Genomic DNA, 16526 nt, shown 5'->3' with positions numbered 1-16526 from the left:
GCCTATAGGCTGGAGCCTGTCTTCACAAAGCAGGTATATTCCTCATGATTCCACATATTACTTCCCAGCCGGAAATTTCCCCGGAGCTGGCGCTTTGGGGCGGACTCGAGTGCACGGTCAACCGCGTACGCGACGAATACTTCAGCCAGATGGACCGCAACGGCCATGCCGAGCGTCTTCAGGACATCGAACGTTTCGCTTCCCTCGGCATCAAGGCCATCCGCTACCCCGTCCTGTGGGAGCGCACCGCGCCCGACGGCATCGAATCGGCCGACTGGTCCTGGCCCGATGAGCGGCTGCCTGCCCTGCAGCAGCTGGGCGTCACGCCGATCGTCGGCCTGATCCACCATGGCAGCGGCCCGCGCCATACCAGCCTGGTCGACCCAGCCTTCCCCGACAAGCTCGCCGAGTACGCCGGCGCGGTAGCCCGGCGCTACCCCTGGGTCGAGTACTACACCCCGGTCAACGAACCCCTGACCACGGCGCGCTTCTCAGGACTGGCAGGCGTCTGGTACCCGCACGGCAGCGACGAGGCAACCTTCATCCGCGCCCTGCTCACCCAGTGCCGCGCCACCATGCTGGCAATGCGCGCGATCCGCGCCGTCAATCCGCAGGCCAAGCTGGTCCAGACCGACGACCTGTCGAAGACCTATGGCACGCCGGAGATGGAAGAGATCACCAGTTTCTTCAACGACCGCCGCTGGCTGGGCTGGGATCTGTTGTGCGGCAAGGTCGACCAGCAACATAACCTTTGGGGTTTCCTGACCACGGAAGGAGGAGCTACCGAAGACGAGCTGCTCTGGTTCCGCGACAACCCCTGTCCGCCCGACGTCATTGGCGTGAACTACTACGCCACCAGCGAGCGCTGGCTCGACCACCGGCCGGAGCGCTATCCGGAAAATCGCTGCCATACCTACCGCGGCATCCATCACGCCGACATCGAAACCCCGCGCGTGCTGGCGACGCCGACCCCGGGCATCGCACCGCTGCTGATGGAAACCTGGGAACGCTACGGCCTGCCGATCGCGATCACCGAGGCCCACATCGACGCCAATCGTGAAGACCAGCTGCGCTGGCTACTTGAAATCTGGAACGCGGCCCAGAAGGCGCGCGGCCAGGGCGCCGACGTGCGCGCCGTCACGGTCTGGGCCCTGCTCGGCTCCTTCGACTGGAACTGCCTGGTGACCGAATGCCGCGGCTATTACGAGCCGGGCCCCTTCGACGTGCGCGGCGGCGAGCCACGCCCGACCGCAGTCGCCACCCTGATGCGCGAACTGTCCTCCGGCCGGCCGCTGTCCAATCCGGTGCTGCAGGGCGAAGGCTGGTGGCGCCGTCCGGGACGCTTCCTGGCCAAGCCGGTCGCCACCCGCACCGCGGTGGCCGACATCGCCGTGCGCGGCCAGTTCAAGTCGGCCCACGTGCAGCCGATCCTGATCACCGGCGCCACCGGCACCCTGGGTTCGGCTTTCGCCCGCATCTGCGAGAAGCGCAACCTGGCCTATCACGTGCTCACGCGCCAGGAGATGGACATCACCGACCCGGCCTCGGTCGAGGCGGCGATCCAGCGCTTCAAGCCCTGGGCCATCATCAACGCCGGCGGCTACGTGCGGGTCGACGACGCCGAGCGCGAGGCCGAGCGCTGCATGCGCGAGAACACGCTGGGGCCGACCATCCTGTCCCTGGCCTGCATCCGCCACAACCTGCGCTTCATGACCTTCTCCACCGACCTAGTGTTCGACGGGACCAAGGGCCAGCCGTACGTGGAGTCCGACCCGGTCAACCCGCTGGGAGTGTACGGCCGCAGCAAGGCCGAGGCCGAACAGCGGGTGCTGGACGCCGACCCGCAGGCCCTGGTGATCCGCACCAGCGCCTTCTTCGGCCCCTGGGACCAGCACAACTTCGTCACGCTGGCGCTCAACAATCTCGAAGCGGGCCTGCCCTTCCAGGCGGCGCGCGACATGGTGGTCTCGCCGACCTACGTGCCGGACCTGGTGAACGTGTCGCTCGACCTGCTGATCGACCGCGAGCGCGGCGTCTGGCACCTGACCAATGCGGAAAGCGTGAGCTGGGCCGAGCTGGCCAAGCGCGCCTGCGCGGCGGCCGGGGTCGACCCGGGCGGGCTGGAGGAAGTGTCGGCGGAGGCCTGCGGCCATGTCGCGCGGCGGCCGGAAAACAGCGCGCTGAGCAGCGAACGCGCGCTCCTGATGCCCTCGCTGGACGATGCGCTCAAGCGCTACGTGGAGGCGGTGCAGGAACGCGCCCATGGGGTGGAGGAAGAGCTGCCGGGAGAAGCGGCGCACTACGCCAGCTGAGCGCACCATAGAGTTCTGCCAAGTTGCCGCGTCCTTCCTTCGGGGAGGCGCGGTTTTTTTCTTGTTCCTTACCCCAGCTGAACCGCCGTCGCTGCAAGCCTGGGCGTCAGCATCAACGCGTCATTCCATCCGTTAGGATCAGGACGTCATTCCATCCGTCAGCATCAGCACGTCATTCTATCCGTTAGCATCAGCACGTCATTCCATCCGTTAGCATCAGCACGTCATTCCCGCGGAGGCGGGAATCCAAGTTTGTGTGCGAGGTGTTAGCGGATCGCCCGTCCGTTCAAGCGAACTTGGATTCCCGCCTTCGCGGGAATGACGTGGTGGTGGACGGGAATGACGTGGTGGTGGGCGGGAATGAAGTGGTGGTGGGCGAGAGTGACGTGGTGGTGGGCGAGAATGACGTGGTGGGCTGTGTGACGTAGTGGTGGCGGCAGTGACGTAGTCGTGGCAGGAATGACGTGGCTGTGGCGGGAATGGCATAGTGGTGACCGGGAATGACGGGCATATTGCCCGGTCAGCTCAAGCATCGGCGAACTGCAGGCGATACAGGTTGGCGTACATGCCCTCGCGCGCCAGCAGTTCCTCGTGCGTGCCCTGCTCGACGATGCGGCCGTGCTCCATCACCACGATGCGGTCGGCCCGCTCGATGGTCGACAACCGGTGCGCGATCACGATCGTGGTGCGCCCCGCCATCAGCGTGTCGAGCGCCGCCTGCACCGCGCGTTCGGACTCGTTGTCCAGCGCCGACGTGGCTTCGTCCAGGATCAGGATCGGCGCGTCCTTGTAGATCGCGCGCGCGATCGCCACGCGCTGGCGCTGGCCGCCCGACAGGCGCGAGCCGTTCTCGCCGATGCGCGTCTCCACGCCTTCCGGCAGGCGCGCCACCACGTCGCCCAGGTGGGCCGCCTTCACCGCCGCGGCCAGGCGCTCGTAGTCGATCTTGTCCACGCCGTAGGCGATGTTGGCAGCCAGCGTGTCGTCGAACAGCACCACGTTCTGGCTCACCATGGCCAGCTGCGCGCGCAAGCTGGCCAGGCGGATGTCGGGATACGGCACGCCGTCCAGCAGCAGGCGCCCGCCCTCGGGGTCGTAGAAGCGCGTCACCAGGTTGACGAAGGTCGACTTGCCGCCGCCCGACACCCCCACCAGCGCCACGGTCTGCCCCGGCTGGATCTCGAGCGACACCTCGTTGAGCGCGAGGTTGGCCGCGTTCGGGTAGCGGAAGGACACGCGCTCGAACACCAGATGCCCCTTGGCGCGTCCCAGCTCGCGGCTGCCGGTGTCGACCTCGCCCGGCGCGTCGATCATCTCGAACACGGTCTCGGCGGCCGCGATGCCGCGCTGCATCGGGCCGTTGACCTCGGCCAGCGACTTCAGGGGCGTGAGCAGCATCAGCATCATGGTGACGAAGTTGGTGAACTCGCCCACCGTCATCTGGGCCCGGATCGCCAGCACGATCACCAGCGACAGCGCCAGCGAGGTGGCGATCTGGGTCACCGGGGTGGTGGCGGCGAAGGCCACCGTCATGCGCTGCGAAAAGCCGCGCAGGGCTTCGCTGCGGGCGTGGAAGCGCGCGCGCTCGTAGCGCTCGCCGGAGAACACGCGGATCACCTGGTGGCCGCGCGCGGCTTCCTCGACCACGCCGGTCATCTCGGCGGTCACGCGCTGGCTCTCGCGGTTCAGGCGGCGCAGGCGGCCGGTGGTGGTGCGCACGATCACGGCGGTGAGCGGCACCACGACGATCGCGACCAGGGTCAGCTTCCAGTTCAGGTAGAGCAGCGCGCCCAGCAGGCCGATCACCACCAGCACGTCGCGCACGCAGGCCACGAACACCGACTGGATCATGTCCACCACCTGGCGCACGTCGTTGACCACGGTGTTGATGATCTTGCCGGTGGTCTCCTCCTGGAAGCGCGCCACCGGCAGGCGCAGCACGCGCTCGAAGGCCATGGCGCGCAGGTCGTTGAGCACGCGCGAGATCACCCAGTTGTTCAGGTAGGCGGTCGAGAAGGTGCCGATCCCGCGCAGCACGAAGATCGAGACCAGCACGCCCGGGATCCACCACAGGCTGAACGGGACCTTGTCCTTGAAGCCGCGGTCGAGCAGCAGCTCCAGGGCCTTGCCCAGCAAAGGCTGGGTGGCGGCGGTGAGGGCCATCGCCAGCAGCGACATCCAGGCCCGCGCCTGATAGGGTTTGACGACCGCCAGCAGGCGTTTGACGATGACTTTAGTATCCACGTTGTTCTTTCGCATTCAGGCAGAAGCCCATGAGCAGGAAGATCATCAGCGCATAGAACATGCTGCCCTTGAGCGACCAGAAGATCACTTCGGTCAGGCCGAAGCTGAAGTAACACAACACCACCAGCATGCCGGCCAGCGCCGGCGCCAGCTGCGGCATGCCCCCGCCCGCCGCCTTCCCCAGCGCGCGGGAGAAGAACAGGAAGGGCGCCAGCAGGATGCCGGCCCAGGCCAGTAGGCCGAAGATGCCGCCGGTGGCCAGCCCCTGCAGGGCGTCATTATGCAGGTGTTCGAGCGGGAGGATGGCCGGATCGAGCTGGCCCGCCTCGACCAGCCCGCGCAGTTCGCCGCGCAGGGTGGCCGGGTCGCGGCCGAACAGCGGGCGTTGCGGGATCAGGACCTGGGCCCCTTTCCACAATTCGAGGCGGGTGCCGACGTTGCTGAAGGCGCTGCCGCCGTCCATCCAGGTGCGGACCTCGTCGATGCCCTGCAGCGCGCGCTGCTGCATGCCGGTGGCGGGCACGAAGAAGGCGGCACCCACCAGGGCGAAGCTGCCCGCCACCAGCAGGCGCAGGCGCCGGCTGCTCAGCAGCCGGGCATAGCTCAGGAACAGCAGCGCGGCCAGGGCCAGCGCCACCCAGCCGCCGCGGCTGCCGGTGGCGAGCGAAGCGGCCAGGCCGGCCAGCGCGCCGGCCGCCGGCAGCAAGGCCTTGCGGGTGCTGTGGCGGTAGTCGATGGCCCCGGCCAGCGCTAGCAGGGCCAGGCAGATCGCCAGGTCGCCGAAGGTGATCGCGTTCAGGAAGCCGCCCGGGCGCTCCATCTCCAGGCCGATGCGCTGCCACAGGATGAAGGGCAGCGCGGCGACCGCGCCGGCCACCACGCCCCACCATAGCACGGCGCGCGGCGGACGCGCCAGGAGCACCAGGGCGGTGGCGCTCACCGCCAGTAGCATGCGCAAGGGCTTGTCGAGATAGGAAGGGCTGGTTTCCGGCCGCAGCAGCACGCAGGCCACCGCCAGCAGCGCGTTGAAGGCGAAGGCGGCCAGGACCCAGCGGATCTCCTTCCAGTGCGGCGCCAGCGCGGCCAGGCTCCGGCGCGGCATGCACAGCGCCGTCAGCAGGAGCAGGATGCTGGAAAAGCCGATGCCGGACGGGGTGATGAGACTCAGGAAGGGAAAAAGGAAGACCTGGAAGCCGATCCACCACAGCATCGGATCCCGGGACGTCGTCTGCTTATTGTTCATTCACGTTCTTGTGGGTATTCTTGCGAGCTTTAGCGAGCGCTTATACTAGAGATTCAGTCCAGAGGGACTTGAGACAAGGGACACCATGCAGCAAGCACCGACGATCTCGGTCGTGATCACCACCTATAACCGGCCGGATGCGCTGTCGGCGGTCGTGGAAGCCTGTTTTTTACAGGACGACAAGAATTTTGAAATCATTATCGCTGATGATGGCTCCACTGCCAACACGCGGGAGACCATCGACCGCCTGCGGGAACGCTCGCCGGTGCCGCTCAAGCACGTGTGGCAGCCGGACGAAGGCTTCCGCGCCGCCATGGCGCGCAACCGCGGCACCCTGGCCGCAACCGGCGACTATATCATTTTCCTCGACGGCGACTGCATTCCGCAGCGCGACTTCATCGCCCGCCACCGTGCGCTGGCGCGGCCGGGCTTCCTGGTGTCGGGCAGCCGCATCCTCCTGAGCCAGGCCCTGACCGAGAAAGTGCTGGCCGAGGGCATCGACCTGCCGGCCCTCGGCGTCGCGGACAAGCTGCGCTACCGCCTGCGCGGCGACATGAACAAGGTGCTGCAGCTCCTGCTGCGCTGGCCCGACCTGGGCCGGGTGCGCCGCAAGTTCAGCTGGCGCCGCATCAAGAGCTGCAACCTGGCGGTCTGGCGCGCCGACCTGGACAAGGTGAACGGCTTCGACGAGAGCTTCGTCGGCTGGGGCCACGAGGATTCCGACCTGGTGGTGCGTTTGTTCCACGCCGGCGTGCTGCGCAAGGACGGCGCCTTCGCCACCGAGGTGCTGCACCTGTGGCACCGCGAGGCCAAGCGCGACGAGGAATCGAGCAACCGCCGCGTGGTGCTGGAGCGCGCGGCGAACAAGACCACCCAGGCCGTGCGCGGCCTGCGCGAGCACGGCGCGGACCGCGACCACGCGGCGCTCGGCTGACCGCGGTCCGAGCGTGAATACGCGTCCTTCCCGCTTGCCGTTCTGGGTGCGCCGCACCCACAAATGGCTGTCGCTCGTGGTGGGCATCCAGGCCGTGCTGTGGGTGCTGGGCGGCCTCTACATGGTGGTGGTGCCCCTCACCAAGGTGCACGGCGACCACCTCGCCAGCGGCGAACGCGCCCCGCTCACGGCATCCGCCGCGCGGCTCGATCCGGACGTTCTGGCGGCGCGCCATCCCGGCATGACCGGCTTCACCTACAAGATGCTGGGCGGGCGCGAGGTGGTCGAAGTCCGCCAGGGCAAGCAGGCCACCCTGCTGGACGCCGCCAGCGGCGCGCCCCTGGGGCGGCTGGACCGCGCCCAGGTCGAGGCGCTGGCGCGCGCGGCCTACACCGGCGAGGGCCGCATCCGCGCCATCGAATGGCTGGACAGGACCCCGCACGAAGCGGGCAGCCGTCCGGCGCCGCTGTGGGCGGTGCACTTCGACGACGCGGTGGCGACCACCCTCTACTACTCGCCCGTGAGCGGCGAGCTGCTGACGCGCAGGAGCGCCCTGTGGCGCTGGTTCGACTTCGCCTGGATGCTGCACATCATGGATTACGAGGAACGCGAGGACATCAACAACGGCCTGCTGCAGGCCAGTTCACTGCTCGCCTTCGTGCTGTCGGCGAGCGGGGCCTGGCTGCTGGTGCTGTGGCTGCGCAGGAGGTTCAGGCGATGAAACGGCTGCTGCGCAGCACCCACACCTGGCTGGGCCTCCTCATCGGATTGCAGTTCCTGCTCTGGGTGGGCAGCGGGCTGGTCATGAGCTTGCTCGATGCGCACAAGGTGCACGGCCAGAGCAGCCGCGCTGCCGCGCCCGCGCCGCGCGCCTGGATCGCCGGGGCGGCGCCGCTCGGCCAGGTGCTGGCGGCCAGCGGGCCGGTGGACCGCGTCGCGAGCGGCTGGGTGGACGATGTGCCGGTTTATCGTCTCATGCGCGGCAAGGACAGCTGGCTGGTCGACGCCCGCGACGGACGACGCTTCGCCGTCGACGCGGCGCTGGCGGGCAGGCTGGCGAAGGCCTCGTACAAGGGCGACGCGCCGATGACCAGGGCGAGGCTGCTGGCGTATTCGCCGGAAGTGCGGCCCCAGGTCGGGAACGTATGGCGGATCGACGTGCTGGACCGGGATGCGACCACGATCTACGTGGCCCAGCGGAGCGGCGAAGTGCTGGCGCACCGGAATTCCACGTGGAGGCTGTTCGACTTCGTGTGGATGCTGCACATCATGGATTACCGGGAGAGGACGGATTTCAATCATCCGCTCGTGGTGGGCAGTGCGGGGGTGGGGGCGCTGTTCGTGCTGGGGGGATTGTGGTTGCTGGGGGCGACCTTCAGGCTGAAGGAATTCGTGCCGCGCCTGGGGGGTGCACGGTCGCGTTAGTGGCTGCGCTGCGAAACTTGGGTCCCCGCCTGCGCGGGGACGACGTGTCAGCGTGCGTGTCCGGAATGAGGTACGAGTCCGAAGTCGAGGTGCTGCCACTTCCGCGCCATCAACCAGCGTCGTCCCCGCGCAGGCGGGGACCCAAGTTTGCCCGCCCTACGCCGCCGCCAGCGCCGGCCGCGTGCTCCGTCCAACCCGCGCCGGAGCCGCAGCAGCGGACGCATCCTCCACCCTGAACACGCTCACCACCTGCGCCAGCTGCGCCGCCTGATGCTGCATGGTCTCCGACGCCGCCGCCGCTTCCTCGACCAGCGAGGCGTTCTGCTGCGTCACCTGGTCCATCTGGCTGATCGCCTGGTTGATCTGCTCGATCCCCACGGTCTGCTCCTGGGTCGCCACCATGATCTCGCCGATGATGGTGGTCACCCGCTCCACGCTGTCCACGATGTCCTTCATGGTCGCGCCGGCCTGGTCGACCAGCTTGGCGCCGTCGTCCACCTTGGCCACCGAATCGCTGATCAGGGCCTTGATCTCCTTGGCCGCCGCCGCCGAGCGCTGCGCCAGGTTGCGCACTTCGGTTGCGACCACCGCGAAGCCCCTGCCCTGCTCGCCCGCCCGCGCCGCCTCCACCGCAGCGTTCAGCGCCAGGATGTTGGTTTGGAAGGCGATGCCGTCGATGACGCCGATGATGTCGACGATCTTCTTGGACGACTCGTTGATCGAAGCCATGGTGTGCACCACCTCGGTCACCACCTCGCCGCCGCGTCCCGCCACTTCCGAGGCCGACAGCGCCAGCGCGTTTGCCTGGCGCGCATTGTCGGCGCTCTGCTTGACGGTCGAAGTCAGCTCTTCCATCGACGATGCGGTTTCCTCCAGCGACGACGCCTGCTCCTCGGTGCGCGAGGACAGGTCCTGGTTGCCCGCCGCGATCTGGCAGGAGGCGGTCGCGATGGTGTCGGTGCCGGCGCGCACCTGGCCCACGATGCCGGCCAGCGAGTCGCGCATGCGTTTCATGGCGAACATCAGGCTGCGCTCGTCGCCCGCACGGGTCGTCACCTCCACGCTCAGGTCGCCCGCGGCGATGCGGCGCGCGGCTTCGGCCGCCGCTTCCGGCTCGCCGCCCACGGCGCGCTCGATGTTGCGCACGACGGCCAGCACCACGGCGGTCAGCGCCAGGCCGATCACGCCCAGCAGGATCACCGAGGTGATCACCGAACGCTTGAAGGCGGCGTCCACGTCGTCCACGTACAGACCGGTCATAATGACCCAGTTCCAGGGCTGGTACTGAACGTTGAAGGCGATCTTGGGCTCGGACTCCTTGGCGCCCGGCTTGGGCCACACGAACTGGGTGTAGCCGCGGCCCTCGCCCTGGATCGCCTTGAGCGCGTCGAGGTAGACGAAGCGGCCTTCGGTGTCCTTGGTCGCGTCGACCGGCTTGCCGACCAGTTCTGGCTTGATCGGGTGCATCAGCACCTGCTTGTCGTCAAAGATCAGGAGGTAGCCGCTGTCGCCATAGCGCAGGGCCCGGATGCGGGCCATCGCCTGTTTCTTCGCTTCCTCCTGGGTCAGCGCACCCGAGGACGCCAGCGCGCCATATTCCTTGGCCACCGACAGCGCCATCTCGCCGGCGCTGGCGATCAGGATCTTGCGCTCTTCCATGCGCAGTTCGCGGTCGCGCATGACGTTGAAGGACACGACCGTCAGCAGGCACAGCCAGCTGAGGATCAAGGGGATAAACAGTTTGGTTCGAAACTTCAGTTTCATGTCGCTCTCTCTCAGGATGTCGGTCTCTTGGCGGACCGGTGTCGTATTCCAGATGAATATAACGTTGAGTTGAGAAAGAACTCGATGGATAAAATTTAACGACAGAAAGTTTTTTTGTTCAGTGCGAGTATGTGTCGGCTTTTGTCGGCAACCGACGAGAGAATGTGCCGAAAAATGTAGCGTTTGCGCAACTGCGCCAGGCACTCAGCTCGGCTGGATCAGCGACAGGCGGGAGAATTCGTCCAGTGCAAAATCGACAAAAGCGCGCACGCGCGGCGCCATCTGGCGGGCGCTCGGGACGACCAGGTTGACCGGGACCGGCTCCGGCTCGTACCCGGGCAGTAGGCGCTCGAGCGCGCCGCTGGCAAGCATGGGCGCCGCCTGGTAGGAAAGCACCCGCGCGATGCCGAAACCGGCGCGCGCCGCATTCAGCACGCCCTCCGCATCGTTCACCTGCAGCCGCGGCCCGAAGCGCACGATATGTTCGCGTTCTCCGCTGCGGAAGGTCCATTGGGCCAGGCCGCGCACGGCGGTGCCGAGGATCAGTTCGTGCTGCACCAGCTCTTCCGGCGTCGCCGGCGCGCCGCGCCGCGCCAGGTAGTCGGGGCTGGCCACGGTCACGCGCCGCACGACGCCCAGCTGGCGCGCCACCAAGCCCGAGCTCTCCAGCCTGCCGATGCGCAGCGCGAGGTCGACGCCGTTTTCGATCAGGTCCATGTTGCGGTCGGCCAGCACCAGGTCGACCTGGATATCCGGGTGGCGGGCCAGGAATGCCGTCACCACCTCGGTGACGTGGCGGCGGCCAAAGACGGTCGGCGCGGTGATGCGCAGCAGGCCGCGCGGCGGCGCGCCCTCCACGGTGCCGATCGCCGCGTCGTAGTCGGCCAGCAGGCGGCGCGCATGCAGCGCCAGGCCGTGCCCCTCATTGGTGGCGGCCAGGCTGCGCGTGCTGCGCTCGAACAGCCGCATGCCCACCCTTTCTTCCAGCGCCGCCAGGCTGCGGGTGACGCTGGCGGGCGAACGCCGCAGCTTGCGCGCGGCCGCGGCCATGCCGCCGGTGTCGAAAATGGCAAGGAATACGTGCAGCTCGTCCAGGCGGTCCATGGGGATTATTGCAGATTGCGGTGGAATGAATTGCCATTATGCGTTATTCCCGAAAGCTTCGGCCGGTCTTAGGATGAGGGCGATACCAACTCATCTCCCGCCTGCCATGAGCACTCCGACCCTGATCCTGTACGGCACCGCCCTGTCCGGCCACACGCACCGCGTGGAGCTGTTCCTGAACCTGCTCGGACTGCCCTACCGCCGCATCGACATGCCGGCCGCACAGCGCAAGACGCCGAAGTTCCTGCGCCTGAATCCCCTGGGCCAGATCCCGGTGCTGCAGGACGGCGAACTGGTGCTCGCCGACAGCAACGCCATCCTGGTCTACCTGGCGCGCCGCTACGCGCCGGGCAGCGCCTGGCTGCCGGACGATCCGGTCGGAGCAGCCAGGGTGCAGCGCTGGCTGTCGCTGGCGGCCGGCGAGATCGCCTTCGGCGCGGCGCGCGCGCGCGCCACGGCGCTCTGGGGCGACCCCGGCATACCGCTCGCCCCGATGCAGCAACTGGCGGACAAGGCGCTCGGCTTGATGGAAGAGGTCCTGGCGCGGCAGCCCTTCCTCGCGGGCGACGCGCCGACCCTGGCCGACGTGGCCTGCTACGCCTATATCGCGCACGCCCCGGAAGGCGGCATCGCGCTGGAGCCCTATCCCCAGGTCGGCGCCTGGATCGCGCGCGTGCGCGCCCTGCCGGGCTTCGTCCCGATGCCGGAGAGCCGATCATGATCGAACACCGCATTCCCGAACCCTTCCATGCCGGCGAGCTGCTGGCCCAGGAGCGCGCCGGCGGCGGCCCGGCCGGCGCGCCGATCCGCAGCCGGATGCCCGAGCAGCACCGCGAATTCTTCCCGCTGCTGCCCTTCGTCGCCGTCGCCCTGCCGGATGCCGAGGGCTGGCCGATCGCGACCTTGCTCCAGGGCGCGCCGGGTTTCGCTTCCTCGCCCAGCCCGGACAGGCTGCTGCTGGACGCCGTGCCCGATCCGGACGATCCGGCGCGGGCCTTCCTGGTCGAGGGCGCGGAAATCGGCCTGCTGGGGATCGACCTGTCGACGCGGCGGCGCAACCGCGCCAACGGCCGCATCGCGCCGGCGGACGGCGGGCGGGTGCTGGTCCAGGTCGATCAATCCTTCGGCAACTGTCCGAAATACATCCGGGTGCGCCAGCTCGAACGGGTCACGCCCCAGCCCGCAACGGTCGACAGCTTCGGCGCCGAGCTGCCGCCGCGGGCAAGGGCTCTGGTGGCCGCCTGCGAGACCATGTTCGTCGCCAGCTCGAGCGGCGACGCCGCCTCGGACCGGGGGCGCGGACTGGACGTGTCGCACCGTGGCGGCGAGGCCGGTTTTTTGCGCCTGGAGGGGAACGTGATCACGGTGCCCGACTACGCGGGCAACCGCTACTTCAACACCCTGGGGAATCTGCTGCTGGAGCCGCGCGCCGCGCTGCTGCTGCTGGACTTCGCGAGCGGCGACCTGCTGCAACTGCAGGGCCGTGCGAAGGTGCGCTGGGAACAGCCGGAGCTGCCGGGACTGGTTCGCGCCGAACGCGCCTGGGAGTTCGACATCGTGCGCGGCTGGCTGCGACGTGGCGCGCTGGCCCTGCGCGAGTCCTGACCCGCGCCAGGCCGCGCTAGGCGCCCTCGCGCCGCGCGCCCTCGGGCGCCCATTGTTCCGGCGGCACCACGTGCGGATGGAGCGGCTCCTGCATGAAATGCGGCGACATGATCTGCACGCCATGCCGGTTGAAGACGTCGAGGATGTTCTGGTGCAGGTTGGTGAGCAGCTCGGCGCGGTTGCGCGGCGTGCTCAGGGCCGAACAACCCACCAGCTTGTACTCGATGTAGAAGTCGGACAGCGCGGTCTGCACCACATAAGGCCGCGGGTCGGCGGCCACGCCTTCGGTCGCGCGCGCGGCTTCCTCGAGCATCGCATGCACCTGGCGCCAGGGAGTGTCGTAGCCGATGGTCACCGTGGTGTCGAACACGTAAGCGCCCGGGACTGCGCGCGAGTAGTTGCGGATGGTATTCGAAAGGATCCAGGAGTTCGGCATCGCCACGTCCACCCCCAGGCCGGTGCGCAAGCGGGTTTCGAATACGCCTGGTTCCACCACCGTGCCCTGGACATCGCCGATGCCGACATAGTCGCCCTTGCGCAGCGAACGCGTATACATCAGGATCAGGCCGGCCGCTCCCTGCCCCACGATGCTGGAGGCGCCGATCGACACCATCAGGCCGGCCAGCACGGTGACACCCTGGAAAGCCGCGGTGTGCGAGCCGGGCAGGTAGGGATAGGCCATTGCCAGCGCGAACAGCCAGATCAGCACGGACGCCAGGCGCCGCGTCGGCACCGCCGTGTCGCGGTCGAGCCAGCCGAGGTGCAGTTCGCCGCTCTCGACACGGCGCGACACCGAGGCCAGGGTCAGCGTCGCCAGCCTGGCCAGCGCCACGATCAGCACGACCACGAGCAGGCCGGGGATGGCGTGCGCGATGCTGGTGGCGACGGCGGCGGCGGTGTCCAGCAGCAAGCCTTGCAGGCGTTCTCCCCAGGTGCGGGCCAAAGGGATGCGGGACAGGACGAAGGCCAGCCAGACGTAGGCCGCCAGCAGGCCGAGCGCCCAGGCCAGCAGGTCCGATGCGCGGCTCGCGAAGCGGATCAGGTGTTCGGCGTCCAGCACGCGGACGTTGCGCAGCCTGACCTGTTCGAGGCGCCGCGCCAGCACGACCTCCAGCCGGCGACGGATGCGGCGCCGGATCGCCCCGAGCAGGCGCAAGGCCAGCACCAGCGCGCCGGTGGCGAGCAGGCAAACGGCCAGGGACTGCGCGAGGTAGCGCGGGCTGCGCTGCTCGCGCCGCTCGCGCAGCGCCTTGGCCAGTTCAGCGGCGCTTTCCTGGGCCAGCAATTCGGTGGTGTCGCCAGCCAGGGTGTTGACGTCGCCTGGTGTGACCAGGAACAGCAGCGCTCCGTCCAGCAACACCTGGGTGCCCTCGGGGATGGAGCGGATGGTCGGCTGGTGCGGGCCATTGCGCGCCAGCGCGCGCTCGAGGCGGCGCTCGGCGGCGTCGGCACGGTCCTGCGGCGTGTAGCCGCTGAGCGGCGCGCGGAACACGAACACCGCGCGGCTGCCGAGCGCCAGGGTGGCGCTTGCCGGCCCGGCCGCGGCCGCTGGCTCCTTGACCAGCGCGGTCTGGCCCAGCGCCGGCCGGGCCCCGAACGCCGCCAGCAGCAACAGCGCCGCCGCCAGGCGCAGGAAGACGGACAAGGGACTCACCGCAGCGTCAGCTGGTAGGAGGCCTTGACGTTCTTGCGCGCGGCGTTGCGCATCAGGTAGACGCGCACCCGGTAGCTGCCCTGCTGCGCCAGTTCGCCCTCGTAGCGGCCGCCCTTGATCGAGCCGATGTGCAGGGCCTCATCCCTGCCATCCTGGAGCAGGTTGAAATAGGCCGAGGGATTGGCCGAGGTGAAGCCGATCGTGAGCGGACGACCGGCAGGCGCAATGAACACGTAGTCGGCCGTGCCGTAGCCCTGGACCGTGCCCTTGTAGACGGCGTCCTTGCCCGCCGCGGGCAGCGTGATCCTGTGCTCGGCGATCTTGTCCGCGGCCTGCGCCGCCGCGCCGCCGGCCAGGTACGCAACCAGGAAGGCGGCGATCATGCTTGCGGTTCTCATGCTGTTCCTTTCAGGTGTGGCCGTCTTTCTCGCGGCGCCATTTGATCATACACTTAAGCCTCCACCACGACACCTGCCCCCCCATGCACGCCTCGACGACAACAGCGCGACGCTTCATGCATCCCGGATGGCTGCTTCTCACCGCGGGCCTCGCCGCCAGCCTCGCCGCCGGCCCGGCCGCCGCACAGGGCGCCAAAACCTCTTCCGCCGTGGAGCTGGCGCGCCAGGCGGAGCGCCTCAAGCCGGGCCAGTGGCTATGGGCGCCACAGATCGCGCCCCGCGGCCCGATGCTGGTCTTCGTCGATCTCTCGACCCAGCGCGCCACGGTCTACCGCAACGGGGTGCGCATCGGCGTGAGCACGGTCTCGACCGGCAAGCCGGGGCATGAAACCCCGACCGGCGTCTTCACCATCCTGCAGAAGGACGCCAGGCATCGCTCCAGCACCTACAACAATGCCCCCATGCCCTTCCAGCAGCGCCTGACCTGGGACGGCGTCGCCCTGCACGCCGGCGGCCTTCCCGGCTACCCCGAAAGCCATGGCTGCGTGCACCTACCCTTCGCTTTCGCCAGGGCGCTGTTCGAGGCCACCAGCCATGCCACCACCGTGGTGATCGCCGGCGACGCCGCCCATCCGGTCGCCACCGGCGGCGGAGAGGTGCTGGCGCCGGCGCTGGCGCGGGACGCGGAGGCGGAGGCGGAGGCGGCCGCCGCGGCGCCACAAGCCGAATTCTGGGAGCCCGCGCGTTCGCCCGCGGGTCCCGTCACGATCGTCATGTCGCGCAGCGACCAGGCGGTATCGGTGCTGCGCAATGGAATCGAGATCGGTCGCGGCCAGGCCATTAACACCTCCTCCGACGACAGCACCCATGTGCTGATGCTGGGCAGCGGCAAGGACGGCGAACCGGTCTGGATCTATGCCGGCGTCTCTGGCCACGAGGACGAGCAGGGCCGCGTGCTGGACGAGGCCACCCGCAACCTGGTCCGGATCGCGCCCGACTTCTACGCGCGCGTGGCGCCGCTGCTGACGCCCGGCACCACGCTCCTGGTCACCCAGGCTTCCTTGTCGGCCGGATCGGTGGGCCAGCGGCTGACCGTCCTGAGCGGAGCGCGCTGAGGCGATCCCACGAGCATGGTCCAGGCGCGGTTCCGGGCCGGCGCTCAGAAGCGCCGGTGGCCGCTGTCCTGGTCGCACCTGCCGTTGAACTTGATCATGCCGTCGACCACGATGGTGCCGTTACGGCGGTCGATCATGATGGTCGGCCGGTTCAGGGCATTCAGGCGGAAGCGTCCCCGGATCTCGTTGTGGCCGACGATCAGGTCTTCGATGTCCCACCAGCCGTCGCTCCCGCCCGAGTTCATGGGCGGAATCAGCTGGCGCGGAATACGGATGCGGCCGCGGTCATCATGGATGGACACGTTGAGCGCGCTGTCGAAATCGCTCTTGCCCGTGGTGAGCTCCGACTTCGGCTCATAGCGGTGCTTTTCCTGGTTCCACTGGTAGCCGGTGCGGCTCTCGGCGACGATCTTCTCGGCCTGGCCGTAGCAGACCAGCTGGAGGTCTTCGCCCCGGTCGCGGTCGTCGCCGCGCCGGTCGTCGAAGCTGTCGGCGCGCGGCCGATCCCGCTCGTACTGCTGGGCGTGGACGACTCCGGCGCAAAGGACGAGGGCAAGCAGGGTCATGGTTTTCATCGTGGTCTCCCCGGCGAGGTGAACAGGGCTTGCCGCACCGGCGCCTGTCATCCGCGGATGTCCGCGCCGCATGCCGCTGGCGGTGAATGTAACATGCACCGACGACCAGTCGGGTATCACCAATGTAAGAAGAAACAATAACGGGACAGGCCC

The 16526-nt window shown here is 68.5% G+C and carries 14 protein-coding genes; 7 read left to right on the top strand and 7 right to left on the bottom strand.

Annotated elements, in window-relative coordinates; all coding sequences use genetic code 11:
* The first annotated feature begins 44 nt into the window (after positions 1-44).
* Positions 45-2312, top strand: a complete 2268-nt coding sequence (locus B0920_RS17655) for a family 1 glycosylhydrolase (RefSeq protein WP_078033963.1) — start codon at positions 45-47, stop codon at positions 2310-2312.
* 525 nt (positions 2313-2837) lie between these two features.
* On the opposite strand, the gene msbA is transcribed toward B0920_RS17655, so the two are convergent.
* The gene (gene msbA, locus B0920_RS17650; RefSeq protein WP_267873381.1) at positions 2838-4556 is read right to left on the bottom strand and encodes a lipid A export permease/ATP-binding protein MsbA; all 1719 of its coding nucleotides are present in this window, start codon (positions 4554-4556) and stop codon (positions 2838-2840) included.
* Positions 4546-5799 carry an O-antigen ligase gene (locus tag B0920_RS17645; RefSeq protein WP_078033961.1) on the bottom strand — a complete coding sequence of 418 codons (1254 nt, stop codon included), beginning with the start codon at positions 5797-5799 and terminating at the stop codon, positions 4546-4548. Before B0920_RS17645 ends, msbA begins: the two co-directional genes overlap by 11 nt.
* 85 nt (positions 5800-5884) lie before the next feature.
* Between B0920_RS17645 and B0920_RS17640 the strand changes: the two genes are divergently transcribed.
* The 3 genes from B0920_RS17640 to B0920_RS17630 are packed head-to-tail and all read left to right on the top strand — an operon-like array spanning position 5885 to position 8158.
* Positions 5885-6733 carry a glycosyltransferase family 2 protein gene (locus tag B0920_RS17640; protein ID WP_078033960.1) on the top strand — a complete coding sequence of 283 codons (849 nt, stop codon included), beginning with the start codon at positions 5885-5887 and terminating at the stop codon, positions 6731-6733.
* 13 nt (positions 6734-6746) lie between these two features.
* Positions 6747-7454, top strand: coding sequence for a hypothetical protein (locus B0920_RS17635; RefSeq protein ID WP_078033959.1), 708 nt, complete (start codon positions 6747-6749; stop codon positions 7452-7454).
* On the top strand, positions 7451-8158 hold the full coding sequence (locus tag B0920_RS17630; RefSeq protein WP_078033958.1) for a hypothetical protein: 708 nt from the start codon (positions 7451-7453) through the stop codon (positions 8156-8158). The genes B0920_RS17635 and B0920_RS17630 overlap by 4 nt, the downstream gene beginning before the upstream one ends.
* A gap of 156 nt (positions 8159-8314) precedes the next feature.
* Here the strand turns inward: B0920_RS17630 and B0920_RS17625 are convergent, their stop codons facing one another.
* Together B0920_RS17625 and B0920_RS17620 are read right to left on the bottom strand one after the other, a co-directional pair.
* Entirely contained in the window at positions 8315-9922 is a 1608-nt protein-coding gene (locus tag B0920_RS17625) for a methyl-accepting chemotaxis protein (protein WP_078033957.1), read from the bottom strand.
* A 204-nt stretch (positions 9923-10126) separates the two neighbouring features.
* Entirely contained in the window at positions 10127-11026 is a 900-nt protein-coding gene (locus tag B0920_RS17620) for a LysR family transcriptional regulator (protein ID WP_078033956.1), read from the bottom strand.
* Positions 11027-11108: 82 nt separating this feature from the next.
* Here B0920_RS17620 and B0920_RS17615 point away from each other — a divergent pair, with 82 nt between their 5' ends.
* Together B0920_RS17615 and B0920_RS17610 are read left to right on the top strand one after the other, a co-directional pair.
* A complete protein-coding gene (locus tag B0920_RS17615; protein WP_373887907.1) occupies positions 11109-11747 on the top strand; it encodes a glutathione S-transferase family protein in 639 nt (212 codons plus the stop codon).
* Positions 11744-12631: a pyridoxamine 5'-phosphate oxidase family protein gene (locus tag B0920_RS17610; RefSeq protein WP_078033954.1), complete on the top strand. Its 888-nt coding sequence runs from the start codon at positions 11744-11746 to the stop codon at positions 12629-12631. Before B0920_RS17615 ends, B0920_RS17610 begins: the two co-directional genes overlap by 4 nt.
* Positions 12632-12647: 16 nt before the next feature.
* Here the strand turns inward: B0920_RS17610 and B0920_RS17605 are convergent, their stop codons facing one another.
* Both B0920_RS17605 and B0920_RS17600 read right to left on the bottom strand, forming a co-directional pair.
* Positions 12648-14276 carry a mechanosensitive ion channel family protein gene (locus tag B0920_RS17605; RefSeq protein ID WP_078033953.1) on the bottom strand — a complete coding sequence of 543 codons (1629 nt, stop codon included), beginning with the start codon at positions 14274-14276 and terminating at the stop codon, positions 12648-12650.
* 5 nt (positions 14277-14281) lie between these two features.
* Positions 14282-14683, bottom strand: coding sequence for a hypothetical protein (locus B0920_RS17600; RefSeq protein ID WP_143745823.1), 402 nt, complete (start codon positions 14681-14683; stop codon positions 14282-14284).
* A 116-nt stretch (positions 14684-14799) separates the two neighbouring features.
* Between B0920_RS17600 and B0920_RS17595 the strand changes: the two genes are divergently transcribed.
* Positions 14800-15798, top strand: coding sequence for a L,D-transpeptidase family protein (locus tag B0920_RS17595; protein WP_078033951.1), 999 nt, complete (start codon positions 14800-14802; stop codon positions 15796-15798).
* Positions 15799-15842: 44 nt separating this feature from the next.
* On the opposite strand, the gene B0920_RS17590 is transcribed toward B0920_RS17595, so the two are convergent.
* Positions 15843-16373, bottom strand: coding sequence for a hypothetical protein (locus tag B0920_RS17590; RefSeq protein WP_078033950.1), 531 nt, complete (start codon positions 16371-16373; stop codon positions 15843-15845).
* Between the last annotated feature and the right edge of the window lie 153 nt (positions 16374-16526).

Source organism: Massilia sp. KIM (genome assembly GCF_002007115.1).
Taxonomy (GTDB): domain Bacteria; phylum Pseudomonadota; class Gammaproteobacteria; order Burkholderiales; family Burkholderiaceae_D; genus Telluria.
The sequence above is the reverse complement of the archived record's forward strand: the minus strand, read 5'-3'. Positions and strand labels throughout refer to the sequence as shown.

Coding starts and splice junctions, on each gene's coding strand:
- B0920_RS17630 (WP_078033958.1), top strand. CDS start 7,451: ATGAAACGGCTGCTGCGCAGCACCCACACCTGGCTGGGCCTCCTCATC.
- B0920_RS17590 (WP_078033950.1), bottom strand. CDS start 16,373: ATGAAAACCATGACCCTGCTTGCCCTCGTCCTTTGCGCCGGAGTCGTC.
- B0920_RS17645 (WP_078033961.1), bottom strand. CDS start 5,799: ATGAACAATAAGCAGACGACGTCCCGGGATCCGATGCTGTGGTGGATC.
- B0920_RS17595 (WP_078033951.1), top strand. CDS start 14,800: ATGCATCCCGGATGGCTGCTTCTCACCGCGGGCCTCGCCGCCAGCCTC.
- B0920_RS17600 (WP_143745823.1), bottom strand. CDS start 14,683: ATGAGAACCGCAAGCATGATCGCCGCCTTCCTGGTTGCGTACCTGGCC.
- B0920_RS17620 (WP_078033956.1), bottom strand. CDS start 11,026: ATGGACCGCCTGGACGAGCTGCACGTATTCCTTGCCATTTTCGACACC.
- B0920_RS17640 (WP_078033960.1), top strand. CDS start 5,885: ATGCAGCAAGCACCGACGATCTCGGTCGTGATCACCACCTATAACCGG.
- B0920_RS17655 (WP_078033963.1), top strand. CDS start 45: ATGATTCCACATATTACTTCCCAGCCGGAAATTTCCCCGGAGCTGGCG.
- B0920_RS17625 (WP_078033957.1), bottom strand. CDS start 9,922: ATGAAACTGAAGTTTCGAACCAAACTGTTTATCCCCTTGATCCTCAGC.
- B0920_RS17610 (WP_078033954.1), top strand. CDS start 11,744: ATGATCGAACACCGCATTCCCGAACCCTTCCATGCCGGCGAGCTGCTG.